Origin of the sequence: Corynebacterium sp. HMSC036D02 (genome assembly GCF_001836165.1) — a bacterium.
Lineage (GTDB): Bacteria > Actinomycetota > Actinomycetes > Mycobacteriales > Mycobacteriaceae > Corynebacterium.
Map to the genome: position 1 here is coordinate 175,581 of NZ_KV827648.1, position 20,324 is coordinate 195,904.

Below are 20,324 nucleotides of genomic sequence, written 5' to 3' on the forward strand. Positions count from 1 at the left end.
GTCACCGCCTTGGCTTCTTAAGATCGCGCCGCCACGATGAAGGGGCCGATTTGTTGCGTGTTCCACCCTTCCTCAAAGACCTCCGGGTTGAAGAACACCGCGCGGTAGCGCACGTTGGGCTGGTTGGGGTAGATGTCTTCAGCCAAGTGCGTCTTATAACCATCGCCGGGCTCTTCTAGATCACCGCGGAAGATGAGGACGTCCGGCCCGCGCCACGGCGCGGACTCAAGCGACTCCGCAAACTCTTCCGGAGTTTGTTCCCAGGACTTGGAAGCCCACTCCTCGATCTGCAGGTTGCGGGTGCTGAACTCTCCCAGCGGGTTGGCGTAGTTACTGGTGAAGGCGTTGAAGCCGTAATAGGGGTTATAGGCCATGAAGAGCTTCTCATCGGTCAGGACAACCGTGTCGTTGGCCTCGTAGCCCTGGGCATCGATGAATTCACGGATCTTGCCGTAATTAGCGGAAGAATCGCTGGTGTAGCGGTCCGCGCGCTCCCCGTAGCCGTCGGTATCGGTATAAGCGTGGTCCAAGGCGGTCACGTTCGTTGCCGGGATCTGCTGCGCATAGTAAATACCGCCCAGCCCCATGATGATGGCAAAGACCAGGGTCACGCGCTTGCTGGTGGCTTCAGAGAATCCTGCCGGATAAAGCGTGGGAAGGCCCATGAGGCGGACGTCGGCCAGCGCGAGAATGCCGGCCGTGGCGAAAAGCACCGCGACGATAAGCTCCAGGCGGAAGCCCAGCAGCGTGCTGCCGGCAAGGGTCATGACCATGGAGGCCAGAGTCCACAGGTAGGTTCCGACAAGCGCGGTGCCCATGGCTCTGATTTCGGGTTCGTCAACGCGCAAGATGAGGTAGATCAGGCCAATAAGGCTGAGGGCGCCGATGACGGACAAGGAGAGGAAGGGCGCCGGGATTTGGGTGCCTTCCTCCGGCAGGTAGTGCTGCGCGGTGGATTCTAGCGGGGCGGTGGCGTGCAGGACGGCGTGCAGATACGGTGCCCAAGCAATCGCGGCGATGGCCAGGGATCCGGCCGCGATGGCGGCGAGGCGCACGAGGGGAGTCCACGTACGGTCGCCCACGCACGTGACGAGTGCAATGAGGCTGACGATGGTCAGCGCCACGGCGCCCGTGTACAGCGTGTAGAAGCAGGCTGAGATTCCCAAGTAGATAGCGATTGCGGCGGTGGAGAACCAGGAAGCCCTATAGAAAGCGTGCGAACACAGGACGGCGACCGCTGGGACACCCATGGCGATGACTGCGGAATAGGGCTCCTCAGCACCGATGGTCAGGGTCACCGCCGTGGTGGTCAAGGCAATGGCGGTGGCAACGGGCAGGGATCCGGTAAGCCGTTGCCACAGCGGAACCAGGATGCACCCGGCCATGGCCAGGGAGATGAGGCTCCAGGGTTGGTAGACCTCCCAGCCCGGCATGTTGAGAAGGTTGGCGAGCCGCCCGCCCATCCAGAACCAGCCCAGCGGGTAGAAGGTAGGCAAGCCCTCGTAGTTCATGTCCGCATAAGAGCTGGCCTCTGTGGCGCGGGTGAGGAATTGGGTGCGGAATACCTGGTCGACTTGGACACCGTCGAGCCACAGGCGGGAGGCCGAAAGAGGCAAGCCGATACTGGTTAGTGTGAGCAGCGCGGGCGAAATGTAGCACACAGCGGTGGTGAGCCACGTCCGCCAACGGGGGCGCGGCGAAGCGCCAATCACCCACCACGCGCACAGAGCTCCCACCAGCAGAACGGTGAGTGCAGTTCCCGCCGTGCTCAACGCGCGGGTCACCATCGACGTACTGAACGCCGGGAGGGAGACCGTCTTAAAGGCAAAGAAACCAATCAACGTAACAAGGCCGCCACCTACAGCGGCGGCGGCAATGCCCACGAGACTGGCGCGACGCGAGAGGCGGTCGACGTCATATTCAATGGTGGGAGACTCAGTCATGTAAGTAGTCTCCCACACGCCGTGGACTTAGCGGAACTTTAGAAAGGCAGCTTCCGGAAGATTGCCTGCGGGATGAACTTGAATCCCAAGGACACGTACTCAAACAGCGGGTGCACGAAGATGGACTGCTTGCCATCCAGCACCGCCTTGACGGTGGCCTTAGCCACGTCGGAGACGTTGACGGTCAGTGGCGCTTCGCCGGCTTCCGCCGACATCTTGGTGCGCACCTGGCCCGGGCGAACTACGAGCACCTTGGCGCCGGAGCCGCGCAGGGCCTCACCCAGGTTGATGAAGAAGCCATCCACGCCGGCCTTAGAGGCGCCGTAGACAAAGTTGGAGCGGCGCACGCGCATGCCGGCGACGGAGGAGATCGCCACGATGGTGCCGTGGCCCTGCTCCTTGAACTTCTGGCCGAGCAAGACGCCGAGGGAGACCGGTGCGGTGTAGTTGGTCTGGGCGGAGGCGACCGCCTTGGCCTGGTCCTGCCACAGTTCTTCCTGGTCACCGAGGGTGCCGAAGGCGATGATGGCAACGTCGACGTCGTCGCGCTCAAAGGCGCGCTTGACGACGTCCCCGTGGCCCTCGAAGTCAGTCGCGTCAAAGTCGATGACCTCGACGTCGCCACCGCGGGACTCGATGGTCGCGCGGGCATCCGCGATGCGCGGGGAGTCGGCGCGTGCCGCGAGGGTGACCTTGGCCGGGCCGCGCTCGAGGAATTCTTCGACGATGCCCAGGCCGATTTCGGAGGTGCCGCCGAGAAGGAGGATGTGTTGTGCTTGGCCTACTGCATTCAGCATGAGGGTGTTCCTTTCTAGTGCAGCTCGAGGCGGCGGGACATATCGGAGGCGAAGACGCCGGTCGGGTCGATGTCGTTGCGGGTCTTGAGCCAGCCCTCGAGGCCCGGGTACATCTTGTGGAAGTTCTCCGCCGAGGTGCGGGACTCCTTGGCCAGGTAGAGGCGGCCGCCGAATTCCATGACGCGCTTATCCAGGTCGTCGAGGAAGGCGCCCAGGCCCGGCTTGATGGGGAAGTCCACGCAGACATTCCAGCCCGGCATCGGGTAGGACAGCGGGGCCTTGTTACCCGGGCCGAAGAGCTTGAACACGTTGAGCGCGGAGTAGTGTCCGGACTTCTGCATGTCGCGGATGATGTCCTTGAAGGGCTCGACGGCGTCGGTCGGCACCACGAACTGGTACTGCAGGAAGCCGTTGGAGCCGTAGCCACGGTTCCACTCTCCGATAAGATCCAGCGGCTGGTAGAACTGCGTGAGGTTCTTGACCTGGTTACGCGCCGGGGCGCCCATGAGGTAGTAGGCCTCGCCGATAGCCATGAGCGAGAGCTTGTTCATGGTGAAGTTCGGGAAGATATCCGGAACCGTCATCAGCTGCGGGGCATTGAACTTCAGCGGGTCTTTCGCCAGCTTCGGGGCGAGCTCCTCGAGCTGCTCCAGGGTGGCCAGGGAGCCGCGGGAAATGGTGGAGCGGCCCAGCTTTGGTTCCGGGGAGATGACGTCGAACCACGCGGAGGAGTACGTGTAGTTGTGCTCCGAGCCATCGGAGTGGAAGGCCACGGTTTCATCGAGGTTATCCGTGCGGTCGGTATCCGCGATGAAGTAGGCGGTTTCCGTCTTCGTCATCTTGATCTTGGCGCGCAGGATGATGCCGGTCAGGCCCATGCCGCCGACGGTGGCCCAGAAGAGATCGCTGTTCTCACCTTCCGGTTCCAGGTGTAGGACTCGGCCGTCTGCCACGAGCAGCTCCATGGAGGTGACGTGGTCGCCGAAAGAACCGGCGGAGTGGTGGTTCTTGCCGTGGATGTCCGGGCCAATAGCACCGCCGATGGTGACCTGGCGGGTACCCGGCAGAACAGGAACCCACAGGCCGTAGGGCAGGGCGGCCTTCATGAGCTGGTCGAGGGTGACACCACCGTCGACGTCGACAATGCCCGACTCCGGATCGATGGAGTGGATCTTGTTGAGCGGTTGCATGTCGATGACGAGGCCACCGGCGTTCTGCGCGGGGTCGCCATAGGAGCGGCCCATACCGCGGGCGATGACGCCGCGGCGCAGGTGGGAAGGCTTATCAGCATTGTCCTCAGCCACCTGGGCGACGGCGGTCTTGATGACGTCGACGTCTGGGGTGGACAAAACGTGGGCGGTTGTCGCCGCCGTGCGGCCCCAACCGTGGAGGGACTTCTCAGTAGTATGCAGTTCCATCTCTTACTCTTTGATTCGATGTGATGGGTCGGTTTTCTACACTACCTAGGCGGTAGTGCCTGTGGCGGGAGTGAAAACGTGAGATTAGGTACAAAAGCCAAGTAAACGGAACGTTTGTATTGTCCGAGTCTGTGGTTTTAGTTCGGAATTAGTACAGATCCATGATCTCTCGGATTTCTTCCGGCAGTTCTTCTTGGGAGCTAATCTCTGGGCCGTCATACTCACGCAGGATCTCATAGACGCGGCCGCGCGAAGTGGAATCGAGGATGGGAAGTTCCTCGGCGATGAGCCGCGTCATAAAACCATTGAGCGGTAGCGACGTGTGTTCTGTCGCCAGAAAGTGGCCGTGGCGCTTGTCTTCCTCGGCGCGCTCATCTTGCGCTGCTCGCTGTGCTGGGGTGAGGTGCTCTTTTTTAGAGGAGTACATGCACGGTAGCCTACCGCCCGCCTAAAGTGGGGCGGTATGACTTCTCCCAAGCAAGATAATTATGCGCTGGATGACACCCTTGCCGGACGCATCACCCAAGCCGCGGCCGTGGGCATTATGACCGCGTTCCCCGACTGGATTAAGAATAAGACTGCGCTCGTTCTCGCCTATGTGCTGTCAATCCTCGGGTTCGGCGCACTCGTGGCCATTACTAATGCCGAGAGCCACGAGGACCGGCCGGAGCCGGAGACTCCCGATGTCCCCGTGTGGGCCATCCCGGTTGCCTTCGGCATTCTGCTGCTGGGCGGATGGATCACCGTAAAGACTGAGCGCAGCGTGGTGCGATTTATTCGCCGCCGCGGGGTGGCAAGACCCTGGACCGTCTGGGGTGGAATCAGTGCCGCCATCGTTTTCATTCTCAGCGAGCTTGAAGCACGCGAGCTCACCGCCCGCAACTAAAAGTGCGTATGGTGGGGCACATGAGCTCAAAGGTCACAGATTTGGCGCAGGTCCGCGCCAATCGTGGTGATTCTGCTCGAACCCTGCTGTGTCAGGTATCTAACGTCCGCGCGGATGCCGAGGTTCACCGTCAGATCGGTTTTTCCGATGCGCTCACGTTGGAAGAGCTCCACCATATTCTTGAAATCTGCTTCGGGCTGCCGCACGAGGATTCACCGTGGCACTTTTTTGAGCACACAGATGCCCGCGGCCAGCGCATCGATCCGAGCCACACCGTGCGCGAATTCTTGAGCCGCGAAGGCGAGCAGGTTGATTATGCCTGGGGGCTGTGGGATTTCGAGATCGTTGTGGTGGAGACCTACCCGCGCGATAGCGGGACGCCGGAGGCCCTGTGCGTGGGCGGTTCCGGTTCTTTCCACACACCCTTCGATCTCACCGCCGTGAATGCGGAGCTCACCGGTCAGGAAACAATTGATGAGGTTCTGGAACTTGTGGCTAGTCCCGTTCGCGCGCTGATTGAAAGAACCCGGCTCTATGACTTCGTTCCACTTCTCCAAGCGCTGGATTTGAAGCGTGAGGTGAGCATTGATGCTGGGGTGTTTCGCCAGCTGCGCACTTTGCCGCGTGAGGTGACGAACGAGGGTAAGGATGCTTTCTGGTCGTTGGCTCTAGCGCTGTCCTGCATGGGCGGGCGCGAATTGACCGATTCCGTAGCGGAGACCTCTATGGCCGCGCTGGGGTGGGTCGACGATGATGGCGAGGAGCTGCGTGGCCCGGAAATTCGGGAGCTGTGCTTGGCTTCGCTTAAGGTGCTTTCTTCTCTCGGCGCCTATGGCGAAGATGCCGTCGCGCCCGTGGACCGCCTGGACATTTACCGCGCCCTTGTCCGCGGGTAGAGTATTTCGCCGTGACTGAACCTACCTCTAGCATGAAGACCCAACTCGTGCGCTTCGTATCCGTCGGTGTTTTCACTGCGGCGATTGATTATGGCCTTACCCTCTTTCTGACGTACCTAGGCCTGCACCGTTCTTTGGCGAAGGCGATTGGCTGGGTCTTCGGCACTATCGCCGCCTATGTGGCGAATGCCCGGTGGACTTTTGGCGCCCAGGTTTCTGGTCGCACCGCCGGTGCCGTGGGCTTGTTGTATTTATCCACCTTCGCCGTACAGAATTTCCTGTATTGGGTGCTCAACGCCCCGCTGATCAGCTTGGGCTTTGAAGGCGCGGTCAAGGACACTATCGCCTTCGTCATCGCACAAGGCGTTGCTACGGTGACCAACTTCGCCATTCAGCGCGCCTTCATCTTCAAAGGAAAGTAACCATGGCTGGTCGCGCCGAACGCCTCTCACGGTCGAATTCCCTGCAGGCGCAGGGCGCGAAGTTCGCGATCACGGGAGCCATTGCCGCGCTTATCGACGTCTCCCTGACCTGGCTTTTTCAAATTGGTTTAGGTCTGTTCGGCGATGTGGCCTCGAGAACTATTGGCTTTGCCGCCGGCACCTTCGCGGCTTATTTATTGAACCGGCGGTGGACCTTCAACGCGCGGGCTTCGAAGCGCCGCTTTGCTGCCGTGTTTGCCACCTACGCCATGACCTATGCGATCAACATTGTGCTGTATCGCTGGGCTTTCCCCTTCTTTGATCACACGCTGGACTGGCCTTCGTCCTGGGCGCTGACAGTGGCTTTCGTGATTGCCCAGGGCACGGCAACGCTTATCAACTTCTTTGTGCAGCGGTGGGTGATTTTCCGCAGCACGCGCAAGTCCTTTGAGGTTTAGGGCCGGCGGAAGTCTTCCTTGCGTCCGCGGTTGTGGAGGCGCAGCCATTCCATGAATCCCTTCACGTCGTGCTGCTGCACGATGAAGAACCAGCCGAAACGCGCGAATTCCTGCGGCAGCAGCTTGCGCATGCCGCGCTGCCACAGAAGGTAGCCGCGGTTGCGGTAGGTGAAGAAGCGCTTGAACTCGCCCTCCGGATACTGCGTGTGCATCTTGCCGCCGAGGATGGGCTTGAATTCATCGGAGCCATCCGGGTGCAGGTAGCTGGTGGTCAGCGCGGTGCCGAAGCTTAAGCCTGAGTTGACCAGGCGGCGGTGGTACTCCACTTCATCGCCACGGATGAACAGGCGGTAGTCCGGTACGCCGATGATCTCCATGGCTTCGGCAGAGATGAGTGCCCCGTTGAAGAGAGAGGCAATGCCGGGGAGGAAATCACCCTCTAGTTCGCTCATGTAACGCCGCCACACCAGGCCCTGGCGCAGTGGGAAAGCCAGCTTGGCGGGCTCGTCGATATTGCACACGGCTGGGGAGACTTCGTGGAGGCTGTTGTTTTCCGCAACTCGGTAGAGCTCCTCGAGCACGTGGTGGTCGGCGGGGCGGCCGTCATCGTCAGCACACCACACTGCATCCGCGCCGAGGGCCAGAGCTGTCAGGAATCCCAGCGCAAAGCCGCCCGCACCGCCAAGGTTGGTTTCCGAAGGCACGTAGACGCCGCGCTCGCCGGCGAGTTCGTGGAGGAGATCCTCTACTGCTGCTTCCGCACCGTTATCCACCACGATCACCCACTGCACCGGGTGTGTCTGGTTCACCACCTGCTCAAGGGAGGCGCGCAGCAGCTCCACGCGCTGGTGGGTGACGATCACAGCGGCCGTCGTTCCGGCCTGGGACAGGGTGGCAGTCATGGATTCTATTGTGCCATCCGTGATGAGTTATACGATGCTGCCATGGCTGTAAAAAGTATCGAAGAGATGTGGGCTCCATTCAAACTCACTGTGCAGGTCGGCGAGCTGACCTTGCGGGTGCTGCGTGATAGCGACATCGCCGCCATCCACGGTGTTAGTGCCACTGAGATTTTTGGTGAGCCGCTTCCGGAGTACACGTTCCCGTGGTTGAAGCAGAAGCCGGACCCGAGTTTCCGGTGGGCGCACCGTGCGCAGATGTCTCCGGAGGAGTGGTCGTTGGACTTCGGCGTGCACCTTGGCGGTGAAGTCATTGGTTCGGTGGATCTGCGGGCGCAGAATTTTCCCGATAACCATGAGGTCGTAACCGGATCGTGGATCTACCACCGTCTTCAGGGTCGCGGGATAGGTACGCAGGTCCGCCACGCCGCTGCGGTATTTTGCTTCGAGTACTTGGGCGCGCGCCAGCTGCGCTCCGAGTGGGAACTGGGCAATGAGGCTTCCCAGGCTGTATCGCGCAAGCTGGGCTACACCATCGAAGGAAACAAGGCCGTGCTGCGCAAAGAGGATTATCAGCCGGGGCCGGAAGTGACTGTGGCCGGGATGAGTGAAGAGCTGCGCGAAATGCTTGGGTATTAGCTCTAGACGTTCTCCTCGTTGTCGAAGCGCTTGCGCAAATCCCGCACGTACTGGCCCACCTCGGGGCCTTCGTACTCGCCGACGACCTCGGAGACCTCGCCTACCGAGCGAATCTGGCCGTGGTCGATCCACAGGGCGGTATCGCACAGCTGCGCCAAGAAGTCGTTGGAGTGGGAGGCAAAGACTAGGATGCCGGAGCGCTTCACCAGGTCCTGAAGACGGACGCGGGCCTTGGCCATGAAGGCGGCGTCGACGGCGCCGATGCCTTCGTCGAGAAGCAGGATCTCCGGCTCAATGGAGGTCACCACGCCCAGTGCTAGGCGCACGCGCATACCGGTGGAATAGGTGCGCAGCGGCATGGAGAGGTAATCACCCAGCTCAGAGAATTCCGCGATCTCATCCATCTTGGCCTTCATCTGCTTGATGGTCTGGCCCAAGAAGAGGCCGCGGATGATGATGTTGTCATAGCCGGAGACCTCTGGGTCCATGCCCACGCCGAGGTCGAAGACCGGGGCCACACGCCCGCGGACGTCGGCAGCGCCGCGCGTGGGTTCGTAGATGCCGGAGAGCAGTCGCAGCAGAGTGGTTTTGCCTGCGCCGTTGTGGCCGACGAGGCCGACGCGGTCGCCCTCACGCAGGTGGAGGTTGATGTCTTTGAGCGCTTCCACCATGACCACGTTCTGGTCATTCTTGCCAATGGAGCCACCGGCCGTGGAGAGCATCGCCTTCTTGAGGGAGCGGGACTTGGCATCAAAGATGGGAAAGTCCACGCAAGCGTTATACGTATCAATGGAAACCATGGACGATCCTTTCTAGACCCAGTAGGAGACGCGGAAGCGCCACTGGCGCATGGCCAGGCCGGCGATGAGCAGGCCGGCGACGGTGCAGCCGATGACGATGAGCCAGTGATAGCCGGCGACGGGCTCGCCGATCATGGGGGCGCGGATGATCTCCATGTAGTGGTAGAGCGGGTTGATCTCAGCGATGCGTGCGCGGCTGGCCACGGCACCTCCCTGATCCTTCAGGGTGTTGGTCATCCACACGATCGGCGTGACGTAGAAGAGCAGCTGGGTTAGGGCCTCCAGCAGCGGGGCAACGTCACGGAAACGGGTGGCGATGATGCCGAAGAACATGGCTACCCACACGCCGTTGACTAGGAAGAGTCCTAGCGCCGGGATGAACAGGAAGAACTCCCAGCCCAAGTGGCGCGGGAAAATAAGAATGAGCAACAGCCAGATGATGAGGTTGTGACCCAAGAAGAGGGTCTGCCGCCAGACCAGGCGGTAGACGTGTACCGACAGTGGTGCGGGCAGCTGTTTGATCAGGCCCTCGTTGTCGATGAAGACCGTCGAGCCTTCCTTGATGGCACCCGAAATGAAGTTCCACATAATCAGGCCCACAGTCACGTGGGGCAGGAACTCTGCCACGGGGATCTGGAAGAGCATGGAGTACAGCAGGCCCAGGGCCGCGGCCATCACGCCGGTCGCGATGGTGATCCAGAAAGGCCCCAGCACCGAGCGGCGGTAGCGCTGCTTGATGTCTTGGATGCCCAGCTTGAACCACAGCTCGCGCTGGCGAGCGCCTTGCAACAGATCGGCGAAGGCCGCCGACATGGTCATGGAACGCGAGGCCGGCTCCTCACCGGGTGCAGGCGCGGAGGTCATGCGGGCGACGTCGTCACGCAGGTTTTTCTTGTCTTGCACGTCCTTCACCCTAGCGCGCACGTCCGGCAAACACCTACACACACGCCCTTAACCTGGGAAAACACGAGCGAGCTGGGAAAATCGAGGGTTAGGAAAGATTTACGTGGGGCGTATAGAGTAGGGAGCGTTCATCCGCATCGGGAGGAAGGGTTGAAGCATGACGGAACAGTATGACGTCGCCAGCGTGCGAGGTCTTTACACTGGTCTGTCCGATGGTTGGACCTACCTGAACGCGCATGCCGCGCCGCAGATTGCGGAGCGCGTGGCCTCTGGCGTGGCCCGTTCTTTCCGCATGTCCGCCACGGTGAAACCGTTGGAGGATGCCGTGGGCGCGCACTCGGCGCATCACGACCCAGGAGAGCTCCACGCGGCGGATATGTATGCTTCTGCGCGCCGGGCGGTGGCCGATCTCACGGGAGCGACGGCGGAGCGCGTCATCCTGGGCCCGTCGCTGCCGGTGCTGTACCAGGCTTTGGGCGCTGCACTGCGCCCGCTACTGCGCCGCCAGTCCTCGGTGGTGCTCTCCCGTTTTGATTCTCCGGAGTTTACGAGCGCGTTCGCACACCTCGGTACTGACATTCGGTGGGCGCAGCCGGACTTGGGCACGGGCGAGCTACCGGCCTTCCAGTACGCCGATCTGGTTGATGGATCGACGCGTTTCGTGGCCTTTTCTGCCGCCCACGAGTTGCTGGGTACGGTCACCTCGGCGTCGGAGATTATTGACTCGGTCCATGAGCGCTCGCGCGCCTGGGTGCTTGTCGACGTCTCCTCGGTCGCCCCTTACCGCCTCCTCGACTTTGATGCGATTGGGGCGGATATCCTCGGCGTGGATGTGGGCGCGCTGGGTGGCCCGCAGATGGCGGCGCTGGTCTTCCGCGATACCGCGATGTTCCGTCGCCTCGATGAGCTTGTCGTTGGCCCGGTCTCTGCGGGCTTGGCGGGTGGCGTTGGTCCCTTGGTGGATCATCTAGCAGAACTCGCCGGCGGGGAGCGCGGCTCGCGCCGCGTGCGCCTGACGCGTTCGATGCAAGCTCTCTCCGGTTATATGGAGGAACTCACCGGGGATCTCTACAGCTTGTTGGGTACGCTGCCGGCCGTCCACATCCTTGGCGTGACGGGTGAGGCGGCTGCCGACGCCTCCGATGACCGCCTCCCACGCCTCACCTTTGCCGTGCGTGATGTGCCTGCGGACGTGATCCACCGCCGCCTCTTCGATAATGGTTTGGTGACTACCATCGCCCCGCACACCCCGCTGCTCACGGAGATGGGCGTGGAAGAGGTTGGCGGTGCCGTTACGGTCTCGCTGAGCCCGTTCAGCACTTACCACGACGTCGAGCACCTCACTCGCGTGGTTGCGTCGTTGGCTTAGACCTCGAGGACAAGCTTGCCCGTGACCTTGCCGGAGTCGAGGGCTTGGTGGGCTTCGGCAGCGCGAGCAAGCGCAAATGTGCGGTGCAGATGGTGCTTGACGCTGCCGTCCTCCAGCCAAGGCCAGACGTTTTTAACGGTGTCCGCGACGATGGCGGCCTTGCCCTCCAGCGAGCGGGAGCGCAGCGTGGTGCCCTGCAGGGTCAGGCGCTTGTTGAGGAGGATGCCCATGTTGAGCTCCGCTTTTGTTCCGCCCTGCATGCCGATAGTGACCATGTGGCCGCCCTTGGCTAGCGCGATGAGGTTCTTCTTGAGGTACTTTGCCCCCATGATGTCGAGGATGACATCGCACTGATTCTTCAGCTCTTCGGCGAAATCCTGTTCGTTGTAGTTGATGAGGATGTCCGCGCCGAGCTCCTTGCAGGTCTCGAGCTTTTCTGCTGAACCCGCCGTCACCGCGACGGTGGCGCCGAGTTGTTTCGCCACCTGGATGGCGAAGGTGCCGATGCCGCCCGCGCCGCCGTGAATGAGGATGGTCTGGCCCTTGTTGAGTTTCGCTTCCATGGCGATGTTGGACCACACGGTGCAGGCCACTTCGATGACGGAGGCGGCCTCGGCAAAGGAATAGCCGCTGGGGATGGGCAGCAGCTGGCCCTTGGGTACGGCCACGTACTCGGCGTAGCCGCCGCCGGCCAGCAGTGCGCCGACCTTGGAGCCAACCTCGACGTCGGTGTTACCGGCATCGACGACTTCACCTGCGACTTCGAGGCCGATAATCTCCGATGCGCCCGGCGGGGGCGGGTAGTGCCCGCGGGCCTGGAGCAGGTCGGCGCGGTTCACGCCGGCGGCTTTGACTTTAACGAGGACTTCGCCGTCTTGGAGCTGTGGTTTATTGGTCTCCCCCAACTCCAGCGAGTGTGGGTCTTCCATATTGGTCTGAATGATGGCTTTCATGCCACACCACCGTACTTAAACCCAATCATCCTCGACGAGGAACGCATTGACCGCGATGGCTGCGGCGTTGGCCTCGCCCATCGCCACTGCCACCTGCGCTGGCGGGTTAACCACGTTGCCCACGGCCCAGATGCGCGGGTGGCTGGTGGCACCGGCTGGGCCCACCTTGATGAGGCTTCCGCCCATCGCAGCCGGCGGGCTGTGGCGCTCGAGGTCGAGGTCAGCGAGGAACTCATCGTGCGGGTGGGGGACAGGCATGTAGAACAGGGCATCGACGGCATGGGGTGTGCTCCCAACCAGGACCTTTCCATCTTGGAAGGAGGTGACGGGGCCGTCGACAAGCGCAAGGCCCCGCCGAGTCAGGTCCGCGCGCTGCTCCTCGGTGAGCTCCATGCCGTTGGTGAAGAAGGTGATGTCCTTGGACCACTGGCGCAGGAGTGCCGCATGGTGCAGGGAGAACTCGCCGATGCAGAGAACGCCGAGCTTCTTGTCCGCCACCTCGAACCCGTGGCAGTAAGGGCAGTGGAGGACTATATCTCCCCAGTTTTCTTCGAGGCCCGGGATGTTTGGATGTACGTCGTCCACGCCGCTGGCGACGATAATGGAGCGGGCCGCGACGGTTTCGCCATTGCTCAACGTGGCGGTGAGCGTGCGGTCATTATCGGTGACGGAATCCACGGTGGCGTTTAGGATCTGCACGCCGTAGCTGCGCAGCTGCTCTTTGCCGCGCTCCTGGAACTCAAGGGGTGGCGTGCCCTCGAGGGCGATGACACCGTGGATTTCGTGGGCGAAGCGGTTGCGGGGAATGGCGGAATCAACAACGAGGACATTGCGGCGCGCGCGGACCATGACCAGTGCTGCCTGAAGGCCGGCCGCGCCACCGCCGATGATGAGGGTATCGACTGTCTGCATGGACCCGAGTAAACCAGAGCAAGGTGCGTGCGGCAATGGTTTTCAGTAGGTTGTGGCAGGCGCTTTGTACAACGTGATGAGGCGAATTCTTCTCCCGTGGCGGAGTCTAGTACTCTGAACGTGTTGCGCGCGGTGCATGCTGACGCGTGACGAGGAGGCGTGGCAGAGCGGCCGAATGCACTGGTCTTGAAAACCAGCGTGGGGAAACTCACCGCGGGTTCAAATCCCGCCGCCTCCGCCAATATATTGCGTATCTTCAGCAGTGGCGCTGGGCTATTCTAGTTCCATGGCCAATCGGCAAATATTCCTTCGCCCAGAGCACAGCCACCCAAGTTCGTTGTGGCCGTCTGAAGAACTCATAGTTTCTGGGGCTAACAGAGTCGGATTTTATCTTCCTGAAGACTTAGGAATTGAGTCCGATCTGGGACGCGAAATCCTTGAGTGGACGGAGGAGTTTCAGCAGAATTTCCTCGAGAAACCCGATAGCTTTCGCCAGCGTCCGCGTTGGAAGGGGCAATTCGATAGATTTCGATGGTACGACGCGGGATGGCGTATTACTCACCAATTGAGGGAGCTTTTTCCATCGGTACAGATTGTTCCCCAGTTCGCTCAATTCGTTTTCTCCGTTAATGAGCGAAGAGAAAATGCAGGGAAGAAGCCCTTATGCCTCCCCGGAGAACAACTCACAGGGTTTGTATCCATTAGGGATGTGAGGAATGACGATTAAGGGAAGTTATCGCTCTACGGCGTCAGGCATTGTCTCCGTTGTTCATCGCTGCAGTCACCCAGCTCAGAACGCATCCCACTAGTAGGAACCCGCTAATTTGCAGGTGGGTGGCCCAGTTTCCGCCGCCGCCAGGCAAGGCGAGAAAAACTGAAAATGCAACTGCGGCAAGGCAGTGGAGGGTCAACCGGCTATGTGCGCCTAGACGTCGTTGTGGCCAGGCTTTCCCGATGGCCCAGCTCACTGCTGTGAGAATGGCGTAAAAGGTGATTCCCGCTAAGGCTCCTGGAACAAGGTAGAGCATAGATTCATCTCCTTTGGATGAGGAAATGATTGTAGCGACGAAGATAGCACCTTACAAGTGTTCTGGTACCGTATTATTGTACCACAACGTGGAGGTTGGACATGTCGATTAGTGCTTCGGAAGCTCGCCGTACTCTTTTCCCCCTGATCGAGAAGGTAAATCAGGATAGGGATGCCGTAGAGATCGTGTCCCGCAATGGGAACGCTGTCTTGATGTCAGCGGACGACTATTCGGCGTGGGTGGAGACTGCTTACCTTTTCCGATCTCCAGCTAATGCCCGCCGGCTATTGGAGTCTTACGAGCAAGCGCTTAATGGAAAAGCGGAAGAACACGACATCAATCTGGATGCGTAAATGCTTTTGTCATGGACCCCGCACGCGTGGGATGACTACCTGTACTGGCAGCGCAAGGATCGGAAAGTCCTCAAGCGAGTCAACCAACTCTTGAAGGACATGATGCGGGACCCTTTTGAAGGAATCGGAAAACCGGAACCGTTAAAGTACGGAATCCCGAATGCGTGGTCGCGGCGAATCACGGACGAGCACAGGATTGTCTATCTAGTCGAAGACGGCGAGCTTAGGATCTTGCAGGCTCGCTATCACTACTGATCCGCCCCGCCAGGATGCGAGGCAGCGACTCTGCTGCGGTGGCGGTGACCACCACGCTGGCAAGCGGCGAGAGGTCGGTGGGCTGCGGGGTGACTTCCACGATGGGGATGCCGCGTGCGTGGGCAATCTGTGGCAGGCCGGCGGCGGGGTAGACCACGCCGGAGGTGCCCACGATGAGCAGTGCGTCCGCGGTGGACATGCGGCGCTCGGCCTCAGCCCATTCGTCGTCGGGCAGGGCTTCGCCGAACCACACCACGCCCGGGCGCACGAGCCCGCCGCACACGGGGCATTCGGGTGGGGTGATGCTCTCGACCGGTTCGTTCGGCAGCGCAATGTCCTCGTCATACGGCGTATCGCAGTCGGTGCAGCGGAAGGCGAACAAGGAGCCGTGTAGGTGAACCACGTCCTGGCTTCCGGCGCGCTCGTGCAGGTTATCGATGTTTTGCGTGGTCACCGTCATGCCGCGTGCGGCAGCAATCGCGCGGTGCCCGGCGTTGGGCTCGGCCCGCTGCGCCAGCTGTGCGCGCCACAGGTACCAGGCGAACATGGGCTTAGGCTCGGTTCGCCATGCGCTTATCGACGCCATCGCCACCGGATCCACATTCTCCCAGATGCCCGTCTGCGCATCGCGGTACGTGGCGATGCCGCTGTCCGCGCTCATGCCCGCGCCGGTGAAAACCTCGACGTGGGTGGCATCAGAAAGAATCGAGTGTGCGCGCTCAAACAGCTGCTCCATGCATCTAGAGTACGGCGATGAGCACGCAGAATGCCATGGATGCGCTAAGGGCGATGCCCATGCGCCACAGGTAGCGCCGGCCCGGTTCGTGCGCGGTGTTGATCTGCAGCTTCGAAGGGTTCATGGAAAAGACCGCCATGCACATGGGGTCTATGGGCTCGTTGTAGATGCCTATGCTGCCGGCAAAACGAAGTGCTTCGTTGCGAACCTGTTCATCATCGTCGGTTGGTATGGCTTTCACAGCCTTCGCAGATGTCAGCGTCAATCTGACGCCCTGAATCATGATGAACACGGTGAAGGCTATCCACGCGGCCACGAGGAGAAAGCCCGAGAAGGGGATGTCCGGAATGACGGTGCACACCGCGGTGAGGCACAGGCAGACCGTCATAGTGAGGACTGTTTGGGCAATGAACATGGTGGTCTTTCCAGTGAGCAGCTCCGCGCGCTGGGCGGTGGCCTCGGAGAACGGAAGAGCTGACTCTGCTGGAACCTGCGCTGTCTTTCGAGCCAGCGAGAGCGGCGGCACGCACAACGGAAGCGCGATGGCGAACACAACGCCGATCCACACGAGGACCGTTGCGTTGAGGAATGACTTTGGCTCGAAGCGGTCCGGGTTGCCCGAACCATCGAAGTGGACCGGGATGGGATCGGGCACCGAGCCCCAGCGCAGCAGCATGTACGCCAGCGTGAGAGCACACACCACAGCGGTAGCGACGTAATACTGGCGGCTTCTCATGCCAGTGAGTTTACAAGGCGACCGGCCGAGGACCTCTGCGAAAGGCGTCTGGCAAATGGCATCTGTCAAAAGGCATCTCTGGGATCAAAAACGCCATTTGCGCGGGGGTAAAAGGCGTTTTGTCTCTGAAAACGCCTTCTGGTTGATGCCTTTTACAAGATGCCATGTGAGCAGAGGAGACTGAGCAAGAGTGCGAGCTATGTGTCGTTGTGCTCTTGCCAGGTGTCGATGCCGCCGCGCAGCGAGCAGACGCTGCTGAAGCCGTGGGCGCGGAATGGATCTTCATTGGAGATGAGCTTAAAGGGCGACCGGCTCATTCTTTCCACGCTACGTGGTCTGGGTGAGCAGGTAGAGTCGAGCCCAAACTGACCAAGAACCGGAAAGGACAGTAGCCGGCAATGGAACCTTATGTTGGAATTGTCGTGATGGAGCTTGCTAAGAAGTCCAGTTCATCTGCCCAAAGCTTCTTCCGCGAGGACTTTTATATTGTGTATGCGGAGTCGGAAGAGAAGGCTCGAGAGCGCGTTGAAGCGATGGCGAACGAGCAGGCCGATGGTGAGGACGTGAAGGTACGGCATATCGTGGATGTCGCGCCAGCCCTCTATGGTTATGTAGACCGCGATTGTGATCTCTACTCGCGGCACTTTGCGAACCTAGAGGACTACGAGCGTTTCGAGATGAAGCTCGGCGGAACCGACCCGTTGGCTGATTAATCGTAGACTTCGCGAAGAAACCTGCTGACTCTCTTCTGCGTTGGCTTGGCTAGCTTTCGGAAGGCTTTCGCACCGCGCGGCGTGAAGTTAATTCTCCACGCCACGTTCGGCCTCTAGGTCATCGAGAGAAATGGTCTCTAGCTCGCCTCGGCGTCGGCTTCGGCCGAGAGTTCGGAGATGTGCTCTTGCCAGGCGTCGATGCCGCCGCGCAGCGAGTAGACGTTGCTGAAGCCGCGGGCGCGCAGAGCCTCGACGGCCTGGGCGGAGCGCAGGCCGCTGGCGCAGTAGAGGACGGCGAGGTCTTCAGAGTTTAGAGGCGGGTTGTGGCCGGCGAGGATCTCATCGAGCGGGAGGTGCTGCGAGCCGGGGATGAGGGAGGCGGCGCGCTCGGGGGCGGTGCGGACGTCGATAAGCGTGGCGTCCTCTGGGATGACGCGGATGTCCGTGGGGTTGTCGGGGCGTGCCGGGGTGGCGCCGTTCGCGCGCACGGGGATGTATTCCCAGGTCCCGGCGAGGGAATCGTAGTAGCCCAGCGTGCCGATGAGCGGGGTGCCGATGCCCGTGAGGAGCTTGAGCGCCTCGACGGCTAGGGCGGAGCCGGCCACGCCGACGACCGGTCCCATCACGCCGGCCTGCGAGCAGGAGGGCACCTGCGGATCGGTGGGAAAGAGGTCTTCGTAGACTGGGCCGTGGCCGGAATGGAAGACGGTGAGCTGCGCGTCGTATCCCAAGAGCGAGGCCCACACGTGCGGAATGCCCAGTTCGTGGGCAGACCAGGAGGCGAGGTGGCGGGAGTAGAAGTTATCGGTTCCGTCGATGATGAGGTCAGCGCCGCGCAGCTGGTCTAAGGCGGTATCGGGTGTCAGGCGCGAGAACTGCTCGACGGTGCACTCCGGGTTGAGGGCGTTCAAGGCCGCAGCGGCGGATTCGGTTTTGGGCTGGCCTACGGTTGCTGTGCTGTGGATGACTTGGCGGTGCAGGTTGGAGAGGGAGACGGTGTCGTCGTCGAAAAGCAGGATGCGTCCCACACCTGCGCCTGCGAGATAGAGCAGGGCAGGCGAGCCCAGGCCGCCGGCGCCAATAACGGCGACGGTGGAAGCGCGAAGCCGTTCCTGTGTGGAGGTGCCCCACAGGGTTTCCTGGCGTGCGTAGCGTGAACTCATTCCAGGCCTACCCAGGTGGTGGTGTCATCGGTGTGGAGCTGTTCCTTCCAGATGGGGACTTCCGCCTTGACGCGGTCGGCGCAGGTAGAGGCGGCCTCGAAGGCGTCCTTGCGGTGCGCGGAGGCAGCGGCGACGATGAAGGCGGACTCGCCGATTTCTAGTGCTCCAGTGCGGTGCGCGCACCAGAGGCGGACGGCAGGGAAGGCGGCGGCGACTTCGCCGGCGACGCGCTCGATCTCCTGCTGGGCGGTGGGGTGCGCGGTGTAGGTAAGGAGCTTGACGCCGCGGCCGGAGTCGTGGTTGCGCACGATGCCGTCGAATAAAACGACGGCACCCGTTTCCGGGGTGGCGATGTCCGGGGCCGTGATGGGCTGGGCGCTGATGTGCGCGCCGAGTAGGCCGAAATCAGTGGTCATTGATGCCTTCCAGCTGGTTGATGAAGTGGTGAAGAATTGGTTCGAGGACCGCGCAGCCGTCTTTGGCCGCACCCGTAGAGCCGGGGAGGGCCATGGCGAAGGTCTTGTTAGAAACTCCGGCAACGGTACGCGAGAGTGCCGCGGTGGGGATGGCCGCCGAGTGTGCGTAGAAGGCGTGGGCCAGGCCGGGCAGTTCGCGCTCCAGGTGTGGGGTGAGCGCTTCGACGGTGCGGTCATCCGGCGTGATGCCGGTGCCGCCGGAGGTGAGGATGACGGAGGGTGCATCGGCGAAGGCAGTGGCCAGGGCGGAGTCGATATAGGCGTCCGCGACGACGAGGGGCTGCGGGGTATCGAAGCCCTGCTCACGCAGGAAATTCACCAGGATGGGGCCGGATCGGTCCTCGTATTCGCCAGCGGCGGCGCGGGTCGAGGCAACGATAACGAGTGCGCGTCGGGTCATGAGAGTGGGAACACCTCCACGAGGTCGCCGGCTGAAAGCTGCGTGTTAGCCGGGATGCGGATGAGGGCGTTGGCGCCGATGGCCTGGGACATCAGGTGGGAGCTAGTACCGCCGAGGAAGGAGGCTTGGGCAGTGCCGTCGGAGATGCTGATAGTTCCACGGCGGAACTGTTCGCGGTTGTTGAGGCCTTCGGCGGGCTCAGTAAGGTGTGCGCGAACCGGCTCCCAGGCATGTCCAAGGACGGGGGCCAAGTAGAGGCGGAAGCTCACCAGCGTGGAGATGGGGTTGCCGGGGAAGCAGACGACGGGCACCTCGCCCAAGCGTGACAAGCCCTGCGGGCCGCCGGGCTGCTGCGCCACGTGGCCGAACCAGCCGTCCTCTTCGAAGATTTGGCGGATGACCTCAAATTTTCCGTGGGAGATGCCGCCGGAAGTAGCGATGACATCGGGGCGGTGGGTGATGACTGCTTCGGCGAGGTCCGCGCGCAGGGCAGAAGGATCGTCATTCGTGCGCACGAAGCCGGCCACCTCTATGCCGTATTGCGCGGCCAAGGCCGCGAGCATCGGTGCGTTGGAATCGGGGATGGTGGCCTCGCCCGCGCCACCGATTTCCGCGCCACCGGTGCAGATGAGGATGCGGGCGGGCGCGAAGGTGAGGACCTCGGTCAGGCCTTGGGAGGCGAGGGCGGCGATGGAGGGGGCGTCGAGAAGCGCGTGCTCGTTGACGAGGGTTGTGCCGGCCGTGACATCGGAGCCCGCGCGGCGGATGAACTGCTCGGGGGCTGCCGGCACAGTGACCGTGGCACCCTCCGATGGGAAGTGCGGGGGCTCGCAGTGCTCGACGGGGACGATGGTGGCAGTGCCCTCAGGGACCTTCGCGCCGGTCATGATGGGGAGGGCGGTGCCTTCATTGAGTGAACCCGGGGGATCTCCCGCCGCAATGGTGCGGCCTACGGTAAAGGTGCCGCCATCACATGTGGAAAGCGCATAGCCGTCCATCTGCGAATTATCGAAAGGTGGAAGGTTGTGTTCCGCGCGGTACGTCGCGGCGGCGCGGCGGCCGAAGGCGTTGGCCAGGGGAGTGGAGACCGCCCGGGGCTGCGGAAGGGCCGCGCGAACGGCGGCGAGGTGTTCCTCATAGGTGCGCATCGGGTTCCTTCCTGTCACAGA

Annotated in this window: 24 protein-coding genes and 1 tRNA gene; 10 read left to right on the forward strand and 15 right to left on the reverse strand. The window is 61.7% G+C overall.

From position 1 onward, the window contains the following. Nucleotides 1-17 precede the first annotated feature (17 nt). The 4 genes from HMPREF2743_RS00970 to HMPREF2743_RS00985 form a co-directional block, all read right to left on the reverse strand. On the reverse strand, nucleotides 18-1,943 hold the full coding sequence (locus HMPREF2743_RS00970; protein ID WP_070745412.1) for a galactan 5-O-arabinofuranosyltransferase: 1,926 nt from the start codon (nucleotides 1,941-1,943) through the stop codon (nucleotides 18-20). A 38-nt stretch (nucleotides 1,944-1,981) separates the two neighbouring features. Continuing rightward, on the reverse strand, nucleotides 1,982-2,740 hold the full coding sequence (locus tag HMPREF2743_RS00975) for a decaprenylphospho-beta-D-erythro-pentofuranosid-2-ulose 2-reductase (protein ID WP_070525064.1): 759 nt from the start codon (nucleotides 2,738-2,740) through the stop codon (nucleotides 1,982-1,984). 14 nt (nucleotides 2,741-2,754) lie between these two features. Continuing rightward, a complete protein-coding gene (locus HMPREF2743_RS00980; protein ID WP_070525066.1) occupies nucleotides 2,755-4,158 on the reverse strand; it encodes a decaprenylphosphoryl-beta-D-ribose oxidase in 1,404 nt (467 codons plus the stop codon). A gap of 148 nt (nucleotides 4,159-4,306) precedes the next feature. Continuing rightward, nucleotides 4,307-4,585 carry a hypothetical protein gene (locus HMPREF2743_RS00985; protein WP_070525068.1) on the reverse strand — a complete coding sequence of 93 codons (279 nt, stop codon included), beginning with the start codon at nucleotides 4,583-4,585 and terminating at the stop codon, nucleotides 4,307-4,309. A gap of 36 nt (nucleotides 4,586-4,621) precedes the next feature. Here HMPREF2743_RS00985 and HMPREF2743_RS00990 point away from each other — a divergent pair, with 36 nt between their 5' ends. Genes HMPREF2743_RS00990 through HMPREF2743_RS01005 form a run of 4 tightly spaced genes read left to right on the forward strand, consistent with a single transcriptional unit; the run spans nucleotide 4,622 to nucleotide 6,820 of the window. Beyond that, on the forward strand, nucleotides 4,622-5,044 hold the full coding sequence (locus tag HMPREF2743_RS00990; protein ID WP_070818024.1) for a hypothetical protein: 423 nt from the start codon (nucleotides 4,622-4,624) through the stop codon (nucleotides 5,042-5,044). A 20-nt stretch (nucleotides 5,045-5,064) separates the two neighbouring features. Continuing rightward, nucleotides 5,065-5,940 carry a plasmid pRiA4b ORF-3 family protein gene (locus tag HMPREF2743_RS00995; RefSeq protein ID WP_070818025.1) on the forward strand — a complete coding sequence of 292 codons (876 nt, stop codon included), beginning with the start codon at nucleotides 5,065-5,067 and terminating at the stop codon, nucleotides 5,938-5,940. Nucleotides 5,941-5,972: 32 nt separating this feature from the next. Continuing rightward, the gene (locus tag HMPREF2743_RS01000; protein WP_070520260.1) at nucleotides 5,973-6,362 is read left to right on the forward strand and encodes a GtrA family protein; all 390 of its coding nucleotides are present in this window, start codon (nucleotides 5,973-5,975) and stop codon (nucleotides 6,360-6,362) included. 2 nt (nucleotides 6,363-6,364) lie between these two features. Continuing rightward, entirely contained in the window at nucleotides 6,365-6,820 is a 456-nt protein-coding gene (locus tag HMPREF2743_RS01005) for a GtrA family protein (protein WP_070818026.1), read from the forward strand. On the opposite strand, the gene HMPREF2743_RS01010 is transcribed toward HMPREF2743_RS01005, so the two are convergent. Continuing rightward, nucleotides 6,817-7,722 carry a galactofuranosyltransferase GlfT1 gene (locus HMPREF2743_RS01010; RefSeq protein ID WP_070525076.1) on the reverse strand — a complete coding sequence of 302 codons (906 nt, stop codon included), beginning with the start codon at nucleotides 7,720-7,722 and terminating at the stop codon, nucleotides 6,817-6,819. The two genes, HMPREF2743_RS01005 and HMPREF2743_RS01010, sit on opposite strands and share 4 nt — an antisense overlap. Nucleotides 7,723-7,764: 42 nt before the next feature. On the opposite strand from HMPREF2743_RS01010, the gene HMPREF2743_RS01015 reads away from it, so the two are divergent. Beyond that, on the forward strand, nucleotides 7,765-8,358 hold the full coding sequence (locus HMPREF2743_RS01015) for a GNAT family N-acetyltransferase (RefSeq protein WP_083298939.1): 594 nt from the start codon (nucleotides 7,765-7,767) through the stop codon (nucleotides 8,356-8,358). Between the two features lie 2 nt (nucleotides 8,359-8,360). On the opposite strand, the gene HMPREF2743_RS01020 is transcribed toward HMPREF2743_RS01015, so the two are convergent. Together HMPREF2743_RS01020 and HMPREF2743_RS01025 are read right to left on the reverse strand one after the other, a co-directional pair. Then, on the reverse strand, nucleotides 8,361-9,158 hold the full coding sequence (locus tag HMPREF2743_RS01020) for a galactan export ABC transporter ATP-binding subunit Wzt/RfbE (RefSeq protein ID WP_010188329.1): 798 nt from the start codon (nucleotides 9,156-9,158) through the stop codon (nucleotides 8,361-8,363). Between the two features lie 12 nt (nucleotides 9,159-9,170). Next, entirely contained in the window at nucleotides 9,171-10,022 is an 852-nt protein-coding gene (locus HMPREF2743_RS01025; protein WP_070525268.1) for a galactan export ABC transporter permease subunit Wzm/RfbD, read from the reverse strand. 196 nt (nucleotides 10,023-10,218) lie between these two features. Here HMPREF2743_RS01025 and HMPREF2743_RS01030 point away from each other — a divergent pair, with 196 nt between their 5' ends. Then, complete coding sequence (locus HMPREF2743_RS01030) at nucleotides 10,219-11,430, forward strand: aminotransferase class V-fold PLP-dependent enzyme (RefSeq protein ID WP_070818027.1); 1,212 nt, start codon at nucleotides 10,219-10,221, stop codon at nucleotides 11,428-11,430. On the opposite strand, the gene HMPREF2743_RS01035 is transcribed toward HMPREF2743_RS01030, so the two are convergent. Both HMPREF2743_RS01035 and HMPREF2743_RS01040 read right to left on the reverse strand, forming a co-directional pair. After that, nucleotides 11,427-12,383: an NAD(P)H-quinone oxidoreductase gene (locus HMPREF2743_RS01035; protein ID WP_070818028.1), complete on the reverse strand. Its 957-nt coding sequence runs from the start codon at nucleotides 12,381-12,383 to the stop codon at nucleotides 11,427-11,429. The genes HMPREF2743_RS01030 and HMPREF2743_RS01035 overlap by 4 nt on opposite strands. Nucleotides 12,384-12,398: 15 nt before the next feature. Continuing rightward, complete coding sequence (locus HMPREF2743_RS01040) at nucleotides 12,399-13,295, reverse strand: NAD(P)/FAD-dependent oxidoreductase (protein ID WP_070818029.1); 897 nt, start codon at nucleotides 13,293-13,295, stop codon at nucleotides 12,399-12,401. 153 nt (nucleotides 13,296-13,448) lie between these two features. Between HMPREF2743_RS01040 and HMPREF2743_RS01045 the strand changes: the two genes are divergently transcribed. From HMPREF2743_RS01045 to HMPREF2743_RS01060, 3 genes are all read left to right on the forward strand, one after another. After that, nucleotides 13,449-13,536: transfer RNA gene (locus HMPREF2743_RS01045), tRNA-Ser, on the forward strand. Between the two features lie 888 nt (nucleotides 13,537-14,424). Beyond that, nucleotides 14,425-14,676: a type II toxin-antitoxin system Phd/YefM family antitoxin gene (locus tag HMPREF2743_RS01055; protein ID WP_070818031.1), complete on the forward strand. Its 252-nt coding sequence runs from the start codon at nucleotides 14,425-14,427 to the stop codon at nucleotides 14,674-14,676. After that, a complete protein-coding gene (locus HMPREF2743_RS01060; protein WP_070818032.1) occupies nucleotides 14,677-14,931 on the forward strand; it encodes a Txe/YoeB family addiction module toxin in 255 nt (84 codons plus the stop codon). Here the strand turns inward: HMPREF2743_RS01060 and HMPREF2743_RS01065 are convergent. Further along, entirely contained in the window at nucleotides 14,900-15,667 is a 768-nt protein-coding gene (locus HMPREF2743_RS01065; protein ID WP_070818033.1) for an NAD-dependent deacylase, read from the reverse strand. The two genes, HMPREF2743_RS01060 and HMPREF2743_RS01065, sit on opposite strands and share 32 nt — an antisense overlap. A gap of 4 nt (nucleotides 15,668-15,671) precedes the next feature. Then, nucleotides 15,672-16,403, reverse strand: a complete 732-nt coding sequence (locus HMPREF2743_RS01070; protein WP_070818034.1) for a DUF1648 domain-containing protein — start codon at nucleotides 16,401-16,403, stop codon at nucleotides 15,672-15,674. Between the two features lie 398 nt (nucleotides 16,404-16,801). Between HMPREF2743_RS01070 and HMPREF2743_RS01075 the strand changes: the two genes are divergently transcribed. Continuing rightward, a complete protein-coding gene (locus tag HMPREF2743_RS01075; protein ID WP_010188343.1) occupies nucleotides 16,802-17,116 on the forward strand; it encodes a DUF4288 domain-containing protein in 315 nt (104 codons plus the stop codon). Nucleotides 17,117-17,253: 137 nt separating this feature from the next. Here HMPREF2743_RS01075 and HMPREF2743_RS01080 read toward each other — a convergent pair whose 3' ends face one another. Genes HMPREF2743_RS01080 through HMPREF2743_RS01095 form a run of 4 tightly spaced genes read right to left on the reverse strand, consistent with a single transcriptional unit; the run spans nucleotide 17,254 to nucleotide 20,303 of the window. Then, nucleotides 17,254-18,279, reverse strand: a complete 1,026-nt coding sequence (locus HMPREF2743_RS01080) for a ThiF family adenylyltransferase (protein WP_070818035.1) — start codon at nucleotides 18,277-18,279, stop codon at nucleotides 17,254-17,256. Beyond that, the gene (locus HMPREF2743_RS01085; protein WP_070818036.1) at nucleotides 18,276-18,695 is read right to left on the reverse strand and encodes a molybdenum cofactor biosynthesis protein MoaE; all 420 of its coding nucleotides are present in this window, start codon (nucleotides 18,693-18,695) and stop codon (nucleotides 18,276-18,278) included. Before HMPREF2743_RS01085 ends, HMPREF2743_RS01080 begins: the two co-directional genes overlap by 4 nt. Further along, the gene (locus tag HMPREF2743_RS01090) at nucleotides 18,685-19,155 is read right to left on the reverse strand and encodes a MogA/MoaB family molybdenum cofactor biosynthesis protein (RefSeq protein ID WP_070818037.1); all 471 of its coding nucleotides are present in this window, start codon (nucleotides 19,153-19,155) and stop codon (nucleotides 18,685-18,687) included. Before HMPREF2743_RS01090 ends, HMPREF2743_RS01085 begins: the two co-directional genes overlap by 11 nt. Further along, nucleotides 19,152-20,303 (reverse strand): molybdopterin molybdotransferase MoeA, encoded by a 1,152-nt coding sequence (locus HMPREF2743_RS01095; RefSeq protein ID WP_070525092.1) that lies wholly within the window; start codon nucleotides 20,301-20,303, stop codon nucleotides 19,152-19,154. Before HMPREF2743_RS01095 ends, HMPREF2743_RS01090 begins: the two co-directional genes overlap by 4 nt. Between the last annotated feature and the right edge of the window lie 21 nt (nucleotides 20,304-20,324).